Origin of the sequence: Neobacillus sp. SAB-20_R2A (genome assembly GCF_049568635.1) — a bacterium.
Taxonomy (GTDB): Bacteria; Bacillota; Bacilli; order Bacillales; family Cytobacillaceae; genus Neobacillus; species Neobacillus citreus.
On the sequence record NZ_CP145895.1, the window covers coordinates 3,673,724 to 3,692,614 of the forward strand.

At 39.9% G+C, this 18,891-nt stretch carries 24 protein-coding genes, 1 other RNA gene and 1 pseudogene; 5 read left to right on the top strand and 21 right to left on the bottom strand.

Going from position 1 to position 18,891, the window contains the following annotated elements; translation table 11 throughout:
- Positions 1–10 precede the first annotated feature (10 nt).
- The 15 genes and pseudogenes from V5M37_RS17735 to V5M37_RS17805 all read right to left on the bottom strand — a co-directional run bounded on the left by V5M37_RS17735 (position 11) and on the right by V5M37_RS17805 (position 11,241).
- Positions 11–658 (bottom strand): helix-turn-helix domain-containing protein, encoded by a 648-nt coding sequence (locus V5M37_RS17735; RefSeq protein ID WP_423798494.1) that lies wholly within the window; start codon positions 656–658, stop codon positions 11–13.
- Positions 659–971: 313 nt separating this feature from the next.
- Positions 972–2,237, bottom strand: coding sequence for a glutamate-5-semialdehyde dehydrogenase (locus V5M37_RS17740; protein WP_423798495.1), 1,266 nt, complete (start codon positions 2,235–2,237; stop codon positions 972–974).
- A gap of 80 nt (positions 2,238–2,317) precedes the next feature.
- Positions 2,318–3,088 (bottom strand): annotated as a pseudogene (gene proB / locus V5M37_RS17745) (glutamate 5-kinase); the annotation flags it as partial.
- 16 nt (positions 3,089–3,104) lie between these two features.
- On the bottom strand, positions 3,105–3,932 hold the full coding sequence (gene proC / locus V5M37_RS17750) for a pyrroline-5-carboxylate reductase (protein WP_423798496.1): 828 nt from the start codon (positions 3,930–3,932) through the stop codon (positions 3,105–3,107).
- Between the two features lie 14 nt (positions 3,933–3,946).
- A complete protein-coding gene (locus V5M37_RS17755) occupies positions 3,947–4,150 on the bottom strand; it encodes a Fur-regulated basic protein FbpA (protein WP_423798497.1) in 204 nt (67 codons plus the stop codon).
- A 344-nt stretch (positions 4,151–4,494) separates the two neighbouring features.
- Positions 4,495–4,767: a hypothetical protein gene (locus V5M37_RS17760; RefSeq protein ID WP_423798498.1), complete on the bottom strand. Its 273-nt coding sequence runs from the start codon at positions 4,765–4,767 to the stop codon at positions 4,495–4,497.
- Complete coding sequence (locus tag V5M37_RS17765; protein ID WP_423798499.1) at positions 4,767–5,480, bottom strand: pirin family protein; 714 nt, start codon at positions 5,478–5,480, stop codon at positions 4,767–4,769. Before V5M37_RS17765 ends, V5M37_RS17760 begins: the two co-directional genes overlap by 1 nt.
- Before the next feature lie 155 nt (positions 5,481–5,635).
- Positions 5,636–6,190 (bottom strand): NADPH-dependent FMN reductase, encoded by a 555-nt coding sequence (locus V5M37_RS17770; protein ID WP_423798500.1) that lies wholly within the window; start codon positions 6,188–6,190, stop codon positions 5,636–5,638.
- 124 nt (positions 6,191–6,314) lie between these two features.
- Positions 6,315–7,292, bottom strand: coding sequence for a ring-cleaving dioxygenase (locus tag V5M37_RS17775; protein ID WP_423798501.1), 978 nt, complete (start codon positions 7,290–7,292; stop codon positions 6,315–6,317).
- 19 nt (positions 7,293–7,311) lie between these two features.
- Positions 7,312–7,989, bottom strand: a complete 678-nt coding sequence (rpiA, locus tag V5M37_RS17780) for a ribose-5-phosphate isomerase RpiA (RefSeq protein WP_423798502.1) — start codon at positions 7,987–7,989, stop codon at positions 7,312–7,314.
- A 37-nt stretch (positions 7,990–8,026) separates the two neighbouring features.
- Positions 8,027–8,638 carry an alpha/beta hydrolase gene (locus V5M37_RS17785; protein WP_423798503.1) on the bottom strand — a complete coding sequence of 204 codons (612 nt, stop codon included), beginning with the start codon at positions 8,636–8,638 and terminating at the stop codon, positions 8,027–8,029.
- Between the two features lie 26 nt (positions 8,639–8,664).
- A complete protein-coding gene (locus tag V5M37_RS17790; RefSeq protein ID WP_423798504.1) occupies positions 8,665–9,273 on the bottom strand; it encodes a flavin reductase family protein in 609 nt (202 codons plus the stop codon).
- 22 nt (positions 9,274–9,295) lie between these two features.
- Positions 9,296–10,234 (bottom strand): ring-cleaving dioxygenase, encoded by a 939-nt coding sequence (locus V5M37_RS17795; protein ID WP_423798505.1) that lies wholly within the window; start codon positions 10,232–10,234, stop codon positions 9,296–9,298.
- Between the two features lie 121 nt (positions 10,235–10,355).
- A complete protein-coding gene (locus tag V5M37_RS17800) occupies positions 10,356–10,754 on the bottom strand; it encodes a DoxX family protein (protein WP_423798506.1) in 399 nt (132 codons plus the stop codon).
- Positions 10,755–10,818: 64 nt separating this feature from the next.
- Positions 10,819–11,241 carry a MarR family winged helix-turn-helix transcriptional regulator gene (locus tag V5M37_RS17805; protein ID WP_423798507.1) on the bottom strand — a complete coding sequence of 141 codons (423 nt, stop codon included), beginning with the start codon at positions 11,239–11,241 and terminating at the stop codon, positions 10,819–10,821.
- Positions 11,242–11,449: 208 nt separating this feature from the next.
- On the opposite strand from V5M37_RS17805, the gene V5M37_RS17810 reads away from it, so the two are divergent.
- From V5M37_RS17810 to V5M37_RS17820, 3 genes are all read left to right on the top strand, one after another.
- Positions 11,450–11,725: a hypothetical protein gene (locus tag V5M37_RS17810; RefSeq protein ID WP_423798508.1), complete on the top strand. Its 276-nt coding sequence runs from the start codon at positions 11,450–11,452 to the stop codon at positions 11,723–11,725.
- Positions 11,726–11,891: 166 nt separating this feature from the next.
- Positions 11,892–12,257 carry a zinc ribbon domain-containing protein gene (locus V5M37_RS17815; protein WP_423798509.1) on the top strand — a complete coding sequence of 122 codons (366 nt, stop codon included), beginning with the start codon at positions 11,892–11,894 and terminating at the stop codon, positions 12,255–12,257.
- Between the two features lie 101 nt (positions 12,258–12,358).
- Positions 12,359–12,769 (top strand): GNAT family N-acetyltransferase, encoded by a 411-nt coding sequence (locus V5M37_RS17820; protein ID WP_423798510.1) that lies wholly within the window; start codon positions 12,359–12,361, stop codon positions 12,767–12,769.
- Positions 12,770–12,896: 127 nt separating this feature from the next.
- Here the strand turns inward: V5M37_RS17820 and V5M37_RS17825 are convergent, their stop codons facing one another.
- Together V5M37_RS17825 and V5M37_RS17830 are read right to left on the bottom strand one after the other, a co-directional pair.
- On the bottom strand, positions 12,897–13,667 hold the full coding sequence (locus V5M37_RS17825) for a hypothetical protein (RefSeq protein ID WP_423798511.1): 771 nt from the start codon (positions 13,665–13,667) through the stop codon (positions 12,897–12,899).
- Positions 13,654–14,703 carry a hypothetical protein gene (locus V5M37_RS17830; protein ID WP_423798512.1) on the bottom strand — a complete coding sequence of 350 codons (1,050 nt, stop codon included), beginning with the start codon at positions 14,701–14,703 and terminating at the stop codon, positions 13,654–13,656. Before V5M37_RS17830 ends, V5M37_RS17825 begins: the two co-directional genes overlap by 14 nt.
- Before the next feature lie 627 nt (positions 14,704–15,330).
- Here V5M37_RS17830 and rnpB point away from each other — a divergent pair.
- An RNA gene (rnpB, locus tag V5M37_RS17835) (RNase P RNA component class B) lies at positions 15,331–15,714 on the top strand.
- A gap of 74 nt (positions 15,715–15,788) precedes the next feature.
- Here the strand turns inward: rnpB and V5M37_RS17840 are convergent.
- Together V5M37_RS17840 and V5M37_RS17845 are read right to left on the bottom strand one after the other, a co-directional pair.
- Positions 15,789–15,968 (bottom strand): hypothetical protein, encoded by a 180-nt coding sequence (locus V5M37_RS17840; RefSeq protein ID WP_423798513.1) that lies wholly within the window; start codon positions 15,966–15,968, stop codon positions 15,789–15,791.
- A gap of 118 nt (positions 15,969–16,086) precedes the next feature.
- The gene (locus V5M37_RS17845) at positions 16,087–16,278 is read right to left on the bottom strand and encodes a hypothetical protein (protein WP_378584863.1); all 192 of its coding nucleotides are present in this window, start codon (positions 16,276–16,278) and stop codon (positions 16,087–16,089) included.
- Between the two features lie 198 nt (positions 16,279–16,476).
- Between V5M37_RS17845 and V5M37_RS17850 the strand changes: the two genes are divergently transcribed.
- Entirely contained in the window at positions 16,477–17,001 is a 525-nt protein-coding gene (locus V5M37_RS17850) for an HD domain-containing protein (protein WP_378584861.1), read from the top strand.
- 106 nt (positions 17,002–17,107) lie between these two features.
- On the opposite strand, the gene V5M37_RS17855 is transcribed toward V5M37_RS17850, so the two are convergent.
- Positions 17,108–18,127 (bottom strand): thiazole biosynthesis adenylyltransferase ThiF, encoded by a 1,020-nt coding sequence (locus tag V5M37_RS17855; RefSeq protein WP_423798514.1) that lies wholly within the window; start codon positions 18,125–18,127, stop codon positions 17,108–17,110.
- Positions 18,124–18,891, bottom strand: a complete 768-nt coding sequence (locus V5M37_RS17860; protein WP_423798515.1) for a thiazole synthase — start codon at positions 18,889–18,891, stop codon at positions 18,124–18,126. Before V5M37_RS17860 ends, V5M37_RS17855 begins: the two co-directional genes overlap by 4 nt.

Sequence of the window (18,891 nt, forward strand, 5' to 3'; positions counted from 1 at the left end):
ACTTTAATGATCATTGCTTAATTGTTAGTAAATTTGCAACAAGTTGAATGGCCATAGCATCATCAATATAACCGACTGGAAAAATGTAATCGGGAATAACATCTACTGATACTATGAAATAGATTAGTGCACTTCCAGCAATCGCAAGCTCTCGTGGGGTTCCCTTATTTAAACGAAACCTCTCATACATATCTTTTAGCTGGCTAATAAAAGGACCTAAACTGCCAATTTTTTTAAGCTTTTCACCAAAGCTTTTGAGAATACTTTCTTTTCCCTCTTCTGTTTGTGCATATTGTTCATAATTTGCTAACTGCCGTTTAACACTTGCTATGCTAAATTCAGAATCTATTAAATTAGAGGCTTCAAGTAACTTATGAATACTTTCAACAGACATATTGATATCAGATTGCTGAATTTCCTTTTTCTCTTCAACAGCAAAGCCTGCAGCAATAAATAATTCAGAGATGGGAACCCCTAAATAGTCAGCAAATTTTTGTAAATGCTCCGGCTGCGCTTTTCGTTTACCATTTATGATCCGGGAGATTGTGGCTGTGTCAATATCAGTAAGTTCACTCAGCTTCCGCATGGATAAAGAACGTTCCTTTAACAATTTCTTCAATAACAAACCAAGTTGATTATCCATTTTCTGTTCCGCCATTTTCGCTTTCCTTCCTTTTTACAATTCGTTGTATGAACATAGGAAACTATTAAAAACATAAAAAAAATTTTCACAAAATTATGTACAGTTCCTCCAGTTCGGAAAAAAATGCTATTAGAAATATACATTTACGTTGACAATTTGTCAACACGAGTTTTTCCTTTGTCATAATTGAATGATGCCTTTGAAAATAAATGCCCTTATAGGTGTATTTTTTCAAATCACAGTTACAGTGCATAATGCGCCCAAGCTAACAAACACAAAGAAGCTGATCTAAAAGCACGCAATATGCCTTTAAATCAGCTTCTTTTCCTTATCTTATGTGGCCATTTCCAGCCATGATATATTTCGTCGTGGTCAATTCAGCCAACCCCATCGGGCCGCGTGCATGGAGCTTTTGGGTAGAGATACCAATTTCCGCCCCAAGCCCAAGTGCCCCGCCGTCCGTAAATCTGGTAGAAGCATTATGATATATCGCAGCGGCATCCACTAAGTCCATAAACTTCTTAGCAGTTTTACAGTTTTCAGTAATAATACCTTCCGAGTGTTTAGTTCCATACTTATCAATATGTTCAATCGCTTCTTCCACACTTGTGACCGTCTTAATGGCGAGATCCAAACTCAAGTATTCTGTCGCCCAATCCTCAACGTTTGCCAGTTCAGCACCAGGAATAACCGCCGCCGCTTTTTTATCAGCATGGACGGAAATATTGTGGTTTTTCAACGTTTTAATCAACGCTAGTTTATTGTTCTCCAGCCAGTCAAGATGGATAATTGCCGTTTCCACCGCGTTACATACAGCAGGTCGATCCGTTTTGGCATTCACCAATATGTTCAGTGCTTTTTCCACATCCGCTTCCCTGTCAATATATAGGTGACAGTTACCCACTCCTGTTTCTAAGATAGGTACTGTCGCTTCATTGGCAACTGAATAAATGAGCGAAGCCCCGCCTCTTGGAATTAAAACATCAATGTGCTCTTTCATCGTAAACAGCTGCTGAGTGGCGGTGCGGTCCGTACTCTCAATCAACTGAACTGCCTCCCTCGGGATTGCCGTCTTATCCAGCGTTTCCTGAATCACTTTAAAAATAGCTTTATTTGAAAAAATCGCTGAGGAACCTCCCTTCAGGAGAATGGCATTTCCTGATTTCAAAGCAAGTCCTGTTGCATCAACAGTCACATTCGGCCGTGCCTCATAAATCATACCGATCACACCTAAAGGGACACTTACCTTTTTAACAAGAAGTCCATTATCAAGTGACCACTTAGAAAGGGTATCACCGACAGGATCTGGAAGCTTGACGACTTTACGAAGTCCGCTAGTAAAATCAAAAACTCGTTCTCTTGTTAATGTAAGACGATCCAAATAGGCCTCGCTATACCCTTCGATTCTCCCGTATTTTATATCGATTTCATTAGCCTTCAATATGTCCTCCACTTTCGCTTCTAGCTGATCTGCTAACATAGCGAGGGCTTGATTTTTTTCTTCTGTCGATAAGATACTTAGTCTTTTGGCCGCTTTTTTTGCCTTGATTGCCTGAATTTCAATTTTTGTAGAATCCTCTCTTAAAAGAACCATCGAATCCCTCCATCTTTTTTAGTGTAGATACATTTAGTTCTCTATTAACCGCCCGTTTTCGAAACCATTTCCCGTTTGATAAAATAAGTCCCCTTTGCTTTTTGCAGGACGGCATCTTTTAAAATATTGGGAGTTCCCGCTTTCCCTAAAAAGGAAAGGATTCCGGATGCCATGGCAATTTTAAAGGCATCGATTTTCGATTTCATTCCGCCTGTTCCAACCGAGCTTCCAGAGCCGCCGGCTGCTTCTTCGATTTTCATGGTAATTTCATGAACGTGTTCTAGCCTTACTGCGTGCGTCTTTTTGCGGGGATCTGCATTATACATCCCATCGATATCTGAAAGAATAATTAACATATCGGCATCAATGAGTCCTGCTATCTTGGCGGAAAGAACATCATTATTTCCAAACTTTAAGCGATTGACTGTCACCGTATCGTTTTCATTTATAATTGGAACAATTCCACGATTTAGCAGGACATTGATTGTATTTCTAGCATTGTTATGACGGTTTTCATCCGATAAATCCTCTCTAGTGATAAGAATTTGTGAAGCAACATAGCCGTGGGATAGAAAAAGCTCAGAATAGATCTCCATCAATAGGCTCTGGCCAATCGAGGCGGATGCTTGCTTTTCCGGTAGCGCGCTCGGTGGTTCAGTAAAACCCAGTTTTCGATAACCTGCTGCCACTGCACCAGATGAAACAAGCAGCACCTCGTGGCCGGCATCCTTTAATTGCACGACTTCTTCCACCAATTTTTCCAATTTCCTGCGGCTAATTTCACCGCGAAGGCTTGTGAGTGAGCTGCTGCCAATTTTGACAACAACTCTCTTTTTAAAGCCTGGGGTCATCAAATCACTCCTATATTCATCTTTGATAGTGGCTGTTCATTTCCCTAGAACGTTTTGCTGCCCCTTTGACGGCCTGCATAATGGCTCTTCCTCCACCATGCCTTTCCAATGCTTCCAATCCGGCAGCCGTGGTACCATTTGGGGATGTAACCTTTTCTCTTAGCTGAGCTGGAGTTTCCGATTGCTGCATCATCATCTTGGCGGCACCCAATATGGTTTGCGCGCTGATTTCCCTTACAGTACGGTTATCAAGGCCGCACTCTTTTCCCACCCTCTCCATATGTTCGATTAAGTAATAAAAATAAGCAGGACCACTCCCCGCAATCCCTGTAAAGATATCCATTTTATCTTCCTCAATCAGATAAACAGTCCCTAGACAAGACATTAAATCCATTACCATCGCAGCAACTTCTTTTGTTGCATGTTTCCCTGGACAAATGGCTGTAGCCGACTCACCAATCATGCTGGATGTATTTGGCATGATCCGGACAACCGTCTGCCCTTCTGGAAGATGTTTCTCAATACAGTTCGCCGGAACCCCTGCGGCAACAGAAAGAATCACTTGATCAGGCTTAAGTTTTTTTGAAAAGTATTGTAATGAGGATTCCACATCTTTAGGCTTCATCGCTAAAATGATGATGTCAATGTTATCAAAGTTTAACTCTTCCCTGCTGACTCCCTTTATTCCGTAAGTATCCTGGAGCTCTTGCAAACGTCCTTGATTGGCTCGATTGGTAACCATTATTTGCTCGGATGGAATTTTACCGGTATTCACCATACCTGAAATCATGGCCTCAGCCATGGAACCTGCTCCTAAAAAAACTACCGTTTGATTGGTTAACATCACATTCCTCCTTTTTAAGGGTGATGATAGTTTTGTGAATGCTCTTTTTTACCTGATTCCAAATTATTTGTATAAACATAGTTGTACTCTTCCTCTAAATCACTCAACGTCCATTCATATAGATGCTTATTATTCTTTTTATAAACACCTGATTGAACAAGCTGATCCATCAGAAATTGTCTTCTTTGCTTAACCACAGTTCTAAGTAAATTTTTCAAAACAGAAACCTCCCGTTTTTCAAAAATAATAGTAATTAGTTGTCTTCTACATTTACTGCAATTGATGGAAGGCAGGGTGTAGTGTTAAGGATCCATCTCCCCCTTTCCCATAAATGCCATTATAAAGAGGCGTTTTTTAAGAATTTGTCGATTGGGCTCGCATTGATTAAGACTTAAAGGAATCTTTATCTTTCTTTAATAAAAGAAAAATAGATGTATTATTTGAAAAAAGGATTCCGTATTTTCAAAAGGGGATAAAAAAACCGCCATTCTCCTAAATGGCGGGTTAAAAATTTCATTTTTCAATTATAATTCTGATTCATCCAAATGTTTTCGCACCATCACTAAACCGGATAAACCGTTTTATGATCAGCAAGTATCACCAATTGATTTTCCTTAGGAAGGAACTTTATTTGGGCATCTGAGGAGTAAAACCAAGTTTTTTCCTTTTCCTTTGTTACGAATATATTTAACTCATCCTGAAATTCCAACACCTTCAAAGCAGTTTCCTCATCAATAGGGAGCGAGATCTGCCAATGATCCCCTTTTTCTTCAATCGTGTAGGTTTCCGATTGACATAGCAATCGGCTGCCGATGGAATGGCGAATCATTAACATTAGAATTCACCTCCAGGTAAGTCAATTAATAAAAAGAAACTATCCTTACTTGCTTGAATCGTAATTTCCGCAAGATCTGTGATTCGAGCAGCATCCCTGGACTTTAAAATGTTATCATTATTAATTGATAGTTCTCCCTCAATCGTAAAGACGTATATTCTCCTTCCTTCTTCCTGCCGAAAGGTCAGTGTCTCTTTCCCATCCAGCCTGGATAAATAAAGGGTTACATCCTGATGAATTTTAGCAACCCGCTCCGAACCGGTATGAGAGATAACTGGTAAGAGCTGATTGTGCATTTGCTCTAAGTCATATGTAATATCCTCATAGGAAGGGGTTAACTTCTTTTCATCAGGGGAAAACCATAGCTGCAGGAATTGGACTTCTTCCTGGTTGGACGCGTTAAATTCAGAATGAAGCACTCCGGTTCCGGCACTAATGCGCTGAATACTTCCAGTGCCGATGATACCAGCATTCCCTAAGTTGTCCTCATGTTTCAGTTGCCCCTTTATTACAATGGAGACAATTTCCGCTTCACGGTGTGGATGAATTCCAAAACCCCGTCCCGGCTGAACTGTATCGTCGTTAAAGACACGAAGTGGGCCGAATCGGATATTGGATGGATCATAATACTCTCCAAAAGAAAAACTTAAATTACTCTCCAGCCAGTCATTTTTTACTGTATAGCGTGTACTTGCAGGATAAAGCTGAATCAATTTCTGTCACTCCTTCAATGAAAATTTATCGTCTTCATATTGTAAAATCATGAAATATAAAAAAGTTGGAAAATATAGCAGGTTTTCTTCCGCTACATTCTCCAACCCCTTCTTTATCAATATATCAGGGCCATTTTATATTAGTGGATAAAAATCTACGCTTGGTGTCTCTTAATTAAATCAACAAATGCATCTGCGAAAGATTGTAAGAATTGGACCGTATTCTCGTCTTTCAATTTGCCGTTTTCATCCAACAAAGCAGCAACATTGCCGATATAAGCTTCTGGTTGTTGAACGGTTGGCATATTTAAAAATACAAGTGACTGACGTAAATGATGGTTGGCACCAAAGCCGCTTAAGTTACCAGGAGATTGACTGATAATGGCAGCCGGTTTGCCGCTCCATACACTTGCCCCATATGGGCGCGATCCTACATCCAATGCATTTTTTAATACAGCAGGTACAGATCGGTTGTATTCAGGCGTTACAAATAAAACAGCGTCAATATCCTTCATTTTGTTACGGAAAGTTGTGTACTCTGCCGGAACATTATTTTCATCATCAAAGTCCTGATTATATAAAGGCAGGTTGCCAATCTCGACAAATTCCGCTTTCATTCCTTCTGGGAATAAAGCTGCAACATTTGCGGCAATTTTTTTAGAAAAAGATTCTTTCCGTAGAGAACCAAGTAAAATTCCAATTTTGGTCATTTGATACCATCCTTTGCTGCTACTTTATTTTTAATTCGAGATAATTGTAATCGAAGTATTTTTTATTGTCAAAAAAAGCAGTTGAACTTTTTAAAAAATTATTTATCAGTAATACCGGCGAATTTTATTCTTTTTCAAACACTTTTGTACTTCTTACTGTATCAATCGGCCGGACCAGTTTTTCAATTTGCTCGCGTTCCGCTTCAAAAAATGGCGGTAATGATAGTTTTTCACCAAGTGTTTCATACGGTTCATCACCCATAAATCCCGGTCCATCTGTTGCAATTTCAAACAGAATTTGCGGTGCAACATTTGTATATAAGGAACCAAAATAATAGCGTTCCACATAACCGGAATTCGGCAAGCGGAAAGATTGCATGCGTTTCGTCCATTCATCTATTTCAGCACGGTCTTCAACGCGGAACGCAGCATGGTGTACAGTTCCGAATCCTTGGCGGGCCCGGGGAAGAATGGCATTATACTCAACAATTACCTGTGCGCCATTCCCGCCTTCTCCAGTTTCAAACAAATGGTAAGAGCCATCTTTATCAATTTCTTTAAATAGTAGTACCTCTTCCATAATTGCTTTAAAATAATCGAAGTTGGAAACACGGACAAAGACCGGTCCTAATCCTGTAATGGCATGTTCTAATGGGATTGGTCCGTTTTGCCACGGTATGCCTGCGGCAACACCTTGATTGTTTTCATCGGAAATCAATTGGTATTGCTGATCATCAAAATCAACAAAGGACAGTGTTTTCTTACCAAATTGCTCTTTGATTCCTGTATGTTCAATATTTAACCGGTTAAACCGGTTTAGCCAATAATCTAATGCTGCATCATTCGGTACACGAAAGGATGTTTTTGAAATCTCGTCTGTCCCGTGAACCCCTTTTGGAATTCCTGGGAAGTCAAAGAATGTCATGTCCGTCCCTGGACCGCCTACATCATCCGCAAAAAATAAATGATACGTTTGAATATCGTCTTGGTTCACAGTTTTCTTTACTAAACGAACCCCTAAAACATATGTGAAGAATTCATAAATTTTTTCAGCGCTGCTTGTAATGGCTGTAACGTGATGTACACCCTTTAATTTGTTCATGATTATTTCCTCCCATTTATTAATGCTTTTCTTTTTTTAGCAAAACTGGCTTATGACCCGAATCTATTGTAATCACCATATCTGCCATGCCAACAAACAAGCCATTATCAACCACACCTGGAATGTTGTTTAGGATACTTTCCAACTCTTGAGGCCTTATGATACTGGGAAATGAACAGTCAATGATAAAGTTGCCATTATCCGTTTGAAATGGCTTTCCGTCCGTTAAACGCAATTTTGTTTCCCCTTGTAATTCCCTTATATAATTCTCAGTCTGCATAGCTCCAAAAGGAACGACTTCCACAGGAAGCGGAAAGGCTCCCAATGTTTTCACCATTTTCGAAGGGTCAGCCACTACAATAAATTTTTCCGCAGCCTTGGCTACGATTTTTTCCCGAACTAGCGCTCCGCCTCCACCCTTAATGAGGTTCAGGTTTGAATCGACTTCATCGGCCCCATCTATTGCAATATCTATTTTCTTAACCTCGTCCATACTGGCTAATGGGATTTGTAATTTTTTTGCTAATTCTGCTGTTTGAACCGAGGTTGGGATTCCTTGAATGGAAAGCCCCGCTTCCACTAGCGCTCCGAGTTTCATAATCGTAAAATAAACGGTTGAACCAGTTCCAAGCCCTATTACCATCCCGTCCTCAATGAAATCAGCTGCTAGTTCTCCCACTATTTTCTTTTCATTCAAGGTTTCCGCCTCCTTCTTTCGGATGTTGTCACCCTAATTATTTGCTTATTACCTTCCGATACCAATTTGCAGCGGCTTTCACTTCATCCGCCGTTAATTGATGTCCTCGATTCTCCCAGTGAAGCTCTACTTCTGCATTAGCGTTCTGTAATAACGATTGAAGCTCAGTAGATTCCATAGGTGAACAGATTGGATCATTCGTCCCAGCAGCTATAAACACGGACGTTCCGGTCAAATCAGGAAGCTCAATTCCTTTTCGCGGTACCATTGGATGATGAAGAATGGCAGCTTTTAAGGCATTTTGGTAATGAAATAATAAGCTTGCTGCGATATTTGCTCCATTTGAGTAACCAATCGCAACGATATTGTTTCGGTCGAAACTATACTTTTCAGCTGCTTCATCCAGAAACTCATTTAGCTCTTTTGTTCGAAAAATAAGATCCTCTTCGTCAAAGACTCCTTCTGCTAGCCTTCTGAAGAAGCGCGGCATTCCATTTTCCAATACATTCCCGCGAACGCTTAGAACATTGGCCTCTTCGTCAATCATGCCGGCAAGTGGCAGCAGGTCTAATTCATTGCCACCCGTTCCATGAAGCAATAAAAAGGTGGGTTTTGTTGGGTCTTGCCCTTTATTGAATATATGTTTCATCCTTATTTTCCCTCCAGAAAGTGGAACTATTTAGGTCTTTCGATTTCAAAAATGTCACCAATTTTGGCATAACTATTTCCCGCCAATCGACTTACAGCAGTTAGTCCCCTCGGGTCTATTCTTCCATTTTCATAAATGCTGCTTTCAATATGATATTGAACAACTTTTCCGATAATCAAATCACACCCAGGAGAATCTTTTCCTCCCAATTCTATTGAATGCTCTACTAAACATTCCATCCTGACTTTCGCTTCCTTCACTCCCGGAACTGAAATTTTCTCGCTTTCCACTGGAGTTAAATTCGTTAAGTCTATTTCACTTTGGTCAGGCGGAAGAGTAGCCGCTGTTTTGTTAACTTCTCCAACATTTTGTTCGTCAACGATATGGACTACAAATTCCTTGGACTCCAGGATATTTCGCGCAGTGTCCTTTTGCCTCCCTGCTGAACGTTGGATGGATAAAGAAATCATAGGGGGGTTGGCTGACACAATATTAAAGTAGCTAAATGGTGCTCCATTCAACACCCCATCCTTTGAAATCGATGTGACAAACGCAATAGGCCTTGGGATAATGCTTCCTATCAAGAATTTATAATTTTCTCTTTCGGTAATTGTTGCAGGATCAATCGAAAGCAAAGAAATCAGTCCCTTCGATAAATTAATCTAACGGCCTTACTTCAATTGGAAGGAGCACTCGCTCTAGTTGTGCTCTATGTGGTTCATACTGGGAAGGCAGCATCAATTTTTCTCCCATCGTCGCTTGTGATTCATCATGCGCAAATCCTGGAGGATCTGTTGCGATTTCAAACAGAATTTTTCCATGCTCTCTAAAGTAAATTGCATTAAAGTAGTTTCTATCCTGTACTGGTGTTACCCCGTACCCATGACGCTTTACATACTGCTTCCAATCTAATTGATCCTCATCATCCTTTGCCCGCCATGCAATGTGATGTACGGTACCGACACCCATTTGCCCGATTCCAATTGGAGTTAATTTTAGGTCAATAATATTACCGATTTCGGCTGTTGAACGATAACGGGCTAAATCGCCTTCTTTACCGACAAATTCGAGCCCCATTACCGTTTCTAACAATTCCGCTGTTTTATCAGGCTGTTCCGATAAAAGGGTTGCTCCGCCAAATCCTTTTATCGCCACTTCAGGTGTTACTCCCCCAAAGCTCCAGGGATTGGCTTCCCCTTCTTGTCTTTCGACAATTTCCAAATGAAGCCCATGTGGATCATCGAATTCTAAATATTGCTCTCCAAAGCGCTCTATTTTTGTGAAAGGAACCTCGAACTTTTCTAATCGCTGCTCCCAAAATCCCATCGCTTCTTTAGGAACAACATATGATGTTACCCCAACCTGGCCGTCTCCAATGATTCCTTGACGAGCACCTGGCCAAGGAAAGAAGGTAATGATGGTCCCTGGTTTTCCACCTTCATTTCCAAAATAGAGATGATAAGTTCCCGGATCATCAAAGTTCACGGTTTGCTTTACCAGGCGCAGCCCTAAAACGCCGGCATAGAAATCTATATTTTCCTGTGGATGCCCGACAATGGCTGTAATATGATGTATACCCATTGTTTTCTTACTCATTTTTTAACACTCCCTTTTTTGCGAGTTAATTAAATGAATTCGATACTTTAGTTTTTCCTAGTCCATTATTTAAAATCTTATTACTTTAATTATAAATTAAGATTCTTTAATTCAAGATATTTTAGAATAAAAATGCATCTAATGCATATTGACCAGGACCGATTAAAGCTACACCAATTGCAACAGCCAGCAAAGTCAGGTTAAATTCATATCCATTTGCTGTTGCCCATAATCCATTCGGCGCATGAACCTTGATAATCGCCATTGCCATTGTTCCTGCAATCAAAATTCCTGCAAGCGGGGTTAAAAATCCTAAAGCAAAAAATAATCCGCCGATAAGCTCTGTCAAGCCTGCTAGAATTGCCATGGTCACTCCTGGTTTAATGCCAATAGATTCAAACCATCCACCTGTGCCTTTCGGGCCGTAACCACCGAACCAACCAAACAATTTTTGCGCACCATGCCCTACAAATAATAAACCAATTACCAAACGAATAATTAACAAACCAATATTTAACATTTCAAAAGCCTCCTAATTGTTTTTTACCTCGGATTCGAGATATTTTATAAAAAATTTTTAAAATCTACACTTCATCTCTTACTTTTTTTAAAAGCCGGACCAATGTCTCTTCCTCATCCGAACTTAACGAATCAAACATGGAATTCACGAACTGATGATATTTTGGCATGATTTCGTCCATCAATCCATTTCCAGCATCCGTTAGGGTCACATGAATCACCCTGCGGTCATCCGGACAGGCATTTCTGCATAACAGACCTCTTTTTTCAAGCTTATCTATTACATAGGTCATCGAACCACTCGAGATTAATATGCAATTGCCAATTTGTTGAATGGTTTGTTTCCCTTTTTGATAAAGTACCTCCAGAACAGAAAACTCCGTAATACCAAGATTGTTTTTTGCGATTTCATCTTTAATGCGATCATGAATAGCTTTCGATGTTTGCATCAATATTAGAAAGGGCAAATTCGAGCATTTCCTGTTCATTTCCTTCACCTCCTCTTAAAATCTTTAATTAAATTATCTTGAATCTGAGATAATAATATATCTTAAATTTTTTTTTGTCAATAATCTTTTTTCGATTCTTGCTAATCAACTGGTTTTACTTTCTAATATAAAAAGTGAGGCAAGAGAACCGTCCCCATGCATCACCACTACGGATTAAGGAAAGATTATCGCTTAGAGGTGACATTTTATGGATTTCCCCACTATTTATACAAATTTTTGGGATGCTGTCATTGCGGTTCCAGTCGTCATGATCATAACACAGCTTATAAAGGTGTTTTTTAAGGTATCCAAAAAATATGTCCCTTTAGTCGCATTGGCACTCGGATTAATATTTGCTATTTTTATCAGCCATCATCACAGCCTGAAGGCAGGTATCTTTATGGGCTGGTTTTATGGATATGCGGCGATTGGGAATTATGCTGCATTAAAAAATACAATTATGGTCTTTAGAAAAAACGCTTAGTGCCGGGTACGTTCGTTTTTGGAAATGGTACCTGGCTTTGAACGGATCAAGCTAAATACCTTTTTATCTAAAAACTACTTTAACTACTAAATAACTCTACTATTAAATGAATATCGCTAGAATCTTGTTCATATAATAGTTTTAAAAAGGGAAAGAAGTGGTTCTTATGTCATTTTTTGCAGGAAAAATCTACTGTAATTTTTGTATGAAGCCATTTAGAAGAAAGCCCGGAAATCCAGGTAAGTGGGTATGTCAGGGAAATACGCATCATCATACGTGTAATCCAAATATAGTGGAAGAGAACTGGCTAAAATCCGTGATTGGAATGAGATTGTATTGGGACGAGAAGGCTTATTTAGATAGATTGCTAGAGGAACAATTAAATCATATTGTATTTGAAAGCAAACATAGACTAGTAATTAAGTTCAACAATCCTATGATTGACGAAATCAGACTTTTTGATGGAAGTAATTACTATGGGTCAAACTTTAGGGTGTATGATTTGGGTTGGCAGTATGAAGATGTTTCATAATATCGATAACTGGCACCATTAAAACCTTGCATTCTGGTACTTTTTGGGGAACCATCCATCCATTACAATTATTTTATCTTAACAAATTGGAGGATGGAAAAATGAAGGATTTTTTACAAATCACGTACAAAATCAATGTTCCAATTAGTGCAGAAGAGCTTTCTACCGTTTTTAAAGCATCCGGCATAAAGCGGCCGGTTGACGATTTACCTCGATTGCAGCGGATGCTTGATCATGCTGATCTTACAATTACGGCTTGGGTTGATGAAAAACTAGCTGGAGTAGCCAGAGCTATTACCGATTACAGCTATTGCTGCTATTTATCGGATTTAGCTGTAGACAAGGCCTATCAAAAAATGGGGATTGGCAACGAACTGGTGAGATTACTTCAAGAGCAAATTGGAGATGAAGTGACGCTCATATTGCTCGCCTCTCCGATTGCGATGGAATATTATCCGCGTATTGGGTTTAAGAAAATAGATAACGGATATATAATTGCACGACAACGTTAAGCAGATTGGGTTTTCATAACGCCCGGGACTCAGACTTTTCTTCTCGCCGTTTATTCCACTCGCCCGGGCGTTATGAACCTTGAATAGCAGCGAACCCAACCTTCCAACAACAGGACAAACCGGTCAATTACTTAAAAAACAGTACCACCAACACTAATAGAATCGAAACTCCCTGCCCTACAGCCAGCCCAATCAGCCATTTTTTAAATAGGTGTTCCTTCTTCGAAGTGGCATCTGCATTCAGTTTCCATTTTTCTTCCCATTGCTCCTGGAAATCCTTTTGGTCCTGCAGCTGCTTTAGGGTCAATTGCTCCACCTCAGCCATCAGGCTGGCCTCAACATGGTGAAGATTCTTAGAAAGATCCGATAATCTTTCACTCATTGCTTCATATTTTATATTCGTGATGGAGGCCTGGTCAGTAATTCCCTGGGTGAATAGAACACCAATTTGCTCCTGAGATGACCGAATGGCCTCTAGGACCTTTTCGGTTTGCATCTCCATGAACTTATAATCATTGCGCTGCCGTTCTTTTAAATCCTCTAGCAGCTGTTCCGTCTTCGATAAATATTCTTGATATTGCTGATGCCACATGGCAATCTTTTTTTCCAATAGGGTTAACGTTTCATTAAAATGGTGCATCCTGCTGTCAAACAATTCCGACTGAGGAGCGATGACTTCTTCCTTTAGCTTGTCACTGATATCTAAAGGAAACTGACTCAGCGACTGTCGCAAATTTTCAACAGACTCAAATACTTCCCCATTCAATTCAGCTATCGTTTGTTCCCGGTCTTTTAATAGTGACTTTAATTCATCATAAAAGAGAAGGTTATTGATTTTTTTTAACGATTGAATCGCTTCATTATATTTTTCATCCACGGTTCTGTTAGAAGTGCTCATTTCCAATAATCCTTTCTGCTTGCTTTAAAATCAACTGGCTGTATTGATGGTACAACCAGCGTTCCTCGTCCGGCGTCTGCTCCCCAAACAATTTAACCTGCCATTTAGAGACCGCTTCTACAAATTCTTCTTTTAAAAATTCATCCAGCTTTTGCAACCGTTCTAATTCTTGGTTTTGTTCCCAGATCGCCCTCGTAAGTTGTTCTTCTAGCGCTGCCAAGCTCAATTCCTTTTGCCGTTTTTGTTCTTGAAGTTCGGCTGCTTTTTCTGAGGCCATTTGATGTTGCTCCTTTTTGGCCGCAGATTGCTGCAAAAGATCTCTTTTTCCAATTTGCTTAACATGATTCAATTGGTTTATATAATACTCGTAAACTAACATGTTGTTTTCATTTAATGTATCTGCAACAATCCGATAATCCTCTTCAAAGTGTTTCAGGACTATATACTGGTCAAGTCCCCGGCCATGCTTCAAGGAAAGGCTGGACGCCTGCGGATTGGATTGGAATTCAAAGCTTGTATCAGGAGCAGTATCGCGAAAAATTCGCGCTAATTTTCTTTCATTTTCATCCAGCTGCTTTCGATAGAATTCCGCCATCTCCGATTCTACCTCATTAAAGCCCTCTATCAGTCTGGTCGTTTTCCTATCCTTGAACACGACTTGATCTTTTTTCGAATCAAATTCAAATTTCGTATGTAAAAGGCAGTTGAATTTTTCCAATTGAATAGTAGCCAACTCTGATAGAAGCCTTTCATAATGGATTATATCCTCTTGTAAATACTGGACGGCCTTGGTCAAATGCTGATAAACCTGCTCTTCTTCTTCGATGCTATCCTTTATCAGCTTTATTTCCTTTTCCATCCGGTCCAGGTCAAGATTGTTCTGTCTATGAATGCTTTTCATCTGCATTATTTGATTTTCCGGTGTGAATACTGTCTTGCCATCAAAGCACGTAAACTCTTCCTTAAAGCGATCCATCGCTTTATGTAACCATTGATTCTTCTCTTCCTCGAGTCTAGCAAGCAAATCGATGCTCATGCTACATAACCTCTATTTAATCATTTTTAAAAATCAAAACTCTCTATTACCATATTTAAGATGATATATACCATCTTACTATAATTTCTAGATTTTTCTAACCTTCCAGTGGATTTTTTTATAAAAAATAAAAAGCCAAGCATACACAGAATGCCTGGCTTTGTAAGGTTTTAACCTTTGAAATAAAATAAAGCAATTAAAAAAATGATTAAGCCTATTAAGAAAATTGGGCCAACACCGGAACTGTATACGACATAAATTTTAACGTGAAGTATCACATTGATTATAAGAACAATCAATAAGATTAATAATAAAAACATGACAATCAGCACATTATTATTTTTGTTCAAGATATCAGCCCTTTTCAGAAGCTTTTGACGGAGACATTGCTTGTACCTCTTACATAAATATTTTCAATTTGCGGATTTTATGCTATTAGTCCATCAAAGAATAATACTGTGTAAGTAATGGAGCTAATACGATGGAACCGACATTGGTCCACAATTGTTTCATTGATTCACTTTTAATCGAATCTGAAATTGGTAACAATGGAATTAAACTACCATGGATTTTAATTAGTATTCCTGTTATATTAGTTATTGTCGCTTCTAAGCGAAGGACACATGGAATGGTGAGTAGTCGCGGTTCCTTTATAGGAGCTGAGGAAAGTCCAGGCTCGCACAGTGCTGAGATGCCTGTAGTGTTCGTGCCATCTGCAAAGGTGGGCAGTCAATCTTGATATTGGCTGACGGCGGTGAAATCATGCTAAGTCTCTAGAGATATGCTGAGAATAACCTGAAAGTGCCACAGTGACGATGCTTTTCTGGAAACGGAAAAGGTGGAACGGGTAAACCCCACGAGCGAGCAACCCAAATTTTGGTCGGGGCATCATCCTGCGGGAAATGAACCTAACGGATGGATCAACCATTGGTTGATAGATAGATGACTACTGCTTCCTGTACGAGGCTGACGCTGTTTGCAGTACGGAAGAACAAAACCTGGCTTACAGCCATTTCATGTGCAAATTTTAATAAAAGTTCTCTTAACAGGTAAAACTTTTTGTTTTACCTGTTTTTATTTTTGATTTATAAAACAGTCACTGACCCGCGGCTTCTTATTTCAAGTGGATCTTGTGCATCAATCGGTTGATTAACTTCGACCATTGGTGCCTTTGAATCTGCATCCATTATGTCTTTGACAGGGCTCATTTCAGCGGGTGTCCCCATATCATTCATCGCTTCAGGAAATTTGTTTTCTTTTTCCATTACAATCACCTCCACACTTATTATTCCGTTTATTCGTCCAAAAAATGAACATGGAAGAAATTTGATTGAAGGATAGTTTTGAAAATGAAATCAAAAAATAAAAAAGAGGAGTAAAAAATTACTCCCCATCTGCCACAACGATTTTATACCCTTGTTGTTTCGGGCCATTTTCGTATTCTTCAGCCGAAATTATGTAATAAGTTTCGCCATCGTTATTCGTAATCACGACTTCACTAGGACTTTTATCTACCTTGGCATCCATAAGTTGATCGTATGGAGGACCTAGTAGTTCGGTTAAGTTGTTACTCATGTAAGACACCTCCTATCTGAGTGATTCTAACAGAATTTTATGAAAAGTAAAAGAGAAAATAGGTTAAATCTCCTCTTGGTTTCCCCGCTGTCTCAAATATTCCAAAACATTTTTCCTTATAATCACAAACTTTTTCTAACAAAACAACATTAATTGTTTTATAATACAAAATAACAATTTTTTAAGAAGGTGATTAAAATGAGAGAGGTAACATTAATTCAAATTTTCAATCATCATATTGCAAAAAAGTATTTGAGCCGGTCTGGAATTGTACATGCTATTGCTTGTGCCTACCATGCCTTTAAGTTGGCAAAAGAACGCGGCGTTTCCGTTGATCTGGCAACAAAAGCAGCATTGCTGCACGATATGGGTCATTACACTTGGTATCGCAACGGCAAATGGGATTATGATTTATATAAACAAAATGATATACACGCAATTAAGGGTGCGGAAAGGGCCCATAAATTATTGATCCGGTTGGGAGAAAATCCGATTATAGCCAAAGAAATCGCACTGGCCGTCTTATTCCATACGGATTCTTACATGCCGGAAGGTTTTATCAACCGGACCCCGTTGCAAGAAATCGTCAAATTAGCCGATGAGATGGACGAGGAGCAAGGCGGAATGCACCATTATCGAAAAATGGATCGAGATAGAGCCATAAAAATGATAGAGCGGTTAGACGAAATGGTTAAGGAAGAACTGAAAAGCAGTGAGTTATAAAATAGGGAAAGGGCGATGCTTCTTGAAAACATCGCCCTTCTTGATAAAGTTTTTCTTAAATAAGTTCACTTAGTGACAATTAATTTCCCGCTCACTATACTACCCTTTACCCCAAATATTTATGGTACAGCGCTTTCGCTTCCGAAACATCCTTCGTGCCGTGTACCAAAACTCTTCCGTCTTTAAAAATGACTAAGCGGTTAGCATTCACGGTATAGGAGAGAAGGTACGGGTTTCTCTGTACAGCTCCAGTTTGTTTCTCCAATATTTTTTCTAACGCTTCAAGGTCGCGCACCATTGGAACGGAGGGACGGATTTGAACTGAATCCCTTCCACAAAGGACCGCCGTTTTTGTTTGATTTTCAAAGGATAAATAGGGGTACGAGCGCTGCGGCCCGCAAGAAGGACAATCCTTGTTCTTCAATTTATCTACCTGAATGGCACTAAATTGGTTTTTCCATAAATCAAAGGAAACGAGTTTGTTTCTTAATGAGTCCACATCTCCGACCAAGATTTTCAATGCTTCACTTATTTGGAACGAGACAACCATGTTTACAGCTGGACTAATTATTCCGGCCGTGTCACAGGTTAACCCTCCCAGAGGAACTGTTTCAAGCAAACAAGAAAGGCAAGGCGTTTTTTCAGGAATGATCGTGTAGGAAATGCCGTAGCTGCCCACACAAGCACCGTAAATCCAGGGAACTCCGGCTTTTTGCGAGACATCATTTATCATCATTCTTGTTTCAAAATTATCCGTAGCATCCATCATCAGATCTGCTTCTTTTGCCCAATCTTCAAGCTCTAGGGCTGAAGCATCTGCAATGATGGCCTCAATGTTCACAGAAGAGTTAATCGCTATTAACCGATTTTTAGCCGCGATTGCTTTTGGAATTCGATTTTTCGCATCTTCCTCTGTAAATAACTGCTGCCGCTGTAAATTGGACCACTCGACATAATCCCGATCCACGATGGTGAGTTTGCCGATGCCAGCCCGGACAAATGCTTCGGCACTTGCAGATCCAAGTGCTCCAACTCCAATGATAAGTACGTGTTTATTGGAAATTTGCTGCTGGCCGTCTTTTCCTATCGGCGGAAACAACTCTTGCCTAGAGTATCGATTATTCACCCGATACTCATTCCTTCCTTAGGGCTGCTGGCTGTCGCATATCGCTTTTTCTCGATTCTGCCCGCTTCATAACCTAGCCTTCCCGCTTCAATCGCCAATTTCATCGCTTTTGCCATTTTAACCGGATCCTTTGCTGCTGAAACTGCGGTATTTAATAACACCGCATCAGCTCCTAATTCCATTGCATAGGCAGAATCAGCAGGCGATCCGATACCCGCATCGACAATGACAGGAACTACGGATTGTTCGATAATAAACTGGAGGTTTACCGGATTGATAATCCCTTGACCAGAACCGATTGGCGACGCCCCTGGCATGACAGCATGGCAGCCTGCTTCTTGAAGTTTCCGGGCTAGCACCACATCGTCAGAGGTATAAGGGAGTACAATAAAGCCTTCCTTCACCAATTCTTCGGTGGCCTTTAGCGTTTCAATCGGGTCAGGAAGTAACGTTTTATCACAGCCGATCACTTCCACTTTAATCATGTCGCATAAGCCTGATGCTTTCGCTAACTTAGCGATTCGGACAGCCTCTGCAGCTGTTTTCGCTCCTGCAGTGTTTGGCAGCAGCGTATATTTATTGGTATCTAGCTGCTCTAAAAAATTCGGCTGGCTGGCTTCAAAAATATTCATCCGTCTTACTGCAAATGTAAGGATTTCTGCTTCTGACACTTCGACCGCCTGCTTTTGGATGTCAAAGCTTGGATACTTCCCTGTCCCAAGCAATAAACGAGATTGGAAGGATAATGGACCAATTTTTAACAT

Coding starts and splice junctions, on each gene's coding strand:
- V5M37_RS17770 (WP_423798500.1), bottom strand. CDS start 6,190: ATGACCAAAATTGGAATTTTACTTGGTTCTCTACGGAAAGAATCTTTT.
- V5M37_RS17845 (WP_378584863.1), bottom strand. CDS start 16,278: ATGAGTAACAACTTAACCGAACTACTAGGTCCTCCATACGATCAACTT.
- V5M37_RS17805 (WP_423798507.1), bottom strand. CDS start 11,241: ATGAACAGGAAATGCTCGAATTTGCCCTTTCTAATATTGATGCAAACA.
- V5M37_RS17840 (WP_423798513.1), bottom strand. CDS start 15,968: ATGGAAAAAGAAAACAAATTTCCTGAAGCGATGAATGATATGGGGACA.
- V5M37_RS17775 (WP_423798501.1), bottom strand. CDS start 7,292: ATGAACAAATTAAAGGGTGTACATCACGTTACAGCCATTACAAGCAGC.
- V5M37_RS17785 (WP_423798503.1), bottom strand. CDS start 8,638: ATGAAACATATATTCAATAAAGGGCAAGACCCAACAAAACCCACCTTT.
- V5M37_RS17860 (WP_423798515.1), bottom strand. CDS start 18,891: ATGTTAAAAATTGGTCCATTATCCTTCCAATCTCGTTTATTGCTTGGG.
- V5M37_RS17810 (WP_423798508.1), top strand. CDS start 11,450: ATGGATTTCCCCACTATTTATACAAATTTTTGGGATGCTGTCATTGCG.
- V5M37_RS17815 (WP_423798509.1), top strand. CDS start 11,892: ATGTCATTTTTTGCAGGAAAAATCTACTGTAATTTTTGTATGAAGCCA.
- V5M37_RS17820 (WP_423798510.1), top strand. CDS start 12,359: ATGAAGGATTTTTTACAAATCACGTACAAAATCAATGTTCCAATTAGT.
- V5M37_RS17830 (WP_423798512.1), bottom strand. CDS start 14,703: ATGAGCATCGATTTGCTTGCTAGACTCGAGGAAGAGAAGAATCAATGG.
- V5M37_RS17760 (WP_423798498.1), bottom strand. CDS start 4,767: ATGTTAATGATTCGCCATTCCATCGGCAGCCGATTGCTATGTCAATCG.
- V5M37_RS17850 (WP_378584861.1), top strand. CDS start 16,477: ATGAGAGAGGTAACATTAATTCAAATTTTCAATCATCATATTGCAAAA.
- V5M37_RS17740 (WP_423798495.1), bottom strand. CDS start 2,237: ATGGTTCTTTTAAGAGAGGATTCTACAAAAATTGAAATTCAGGCAATC.
- proC (WP_423798496.1), bottom strand. CDS start 3,932: ATGTTAACCAATCAAACGGTAGTTTTTTTAGGAGCAGGTTCCATGGCT.
- V5M37_RS17795 (WP_423798505.1), bottom strand. CDS start 10,234: ATGAGTAAGAAAACAATGGGTATACATCATATTACAGCCATTGTCGGG.
- V5M37_RS17800 (WP_423798506.1), bottom strand. CDS start 10,754: ATGTTAAATATTGGTTTGTTAATTATTCGTTTGGTAATTGGTTTATTA.
- V5M37_RS17735 (WP_423798494.1), bottom strand. CDS start 658: ATGGCGGAACAGAAAATGGATAATCAACTTGGTTTGTTATTGAAGAAA.
- V5M37_RS17825 (WP_423798511.1), bottom strand. CDS start 13,667: ATGAGCACTTCTAACAGAACCGTGGATGAAAAATATAATGAAGCGATT.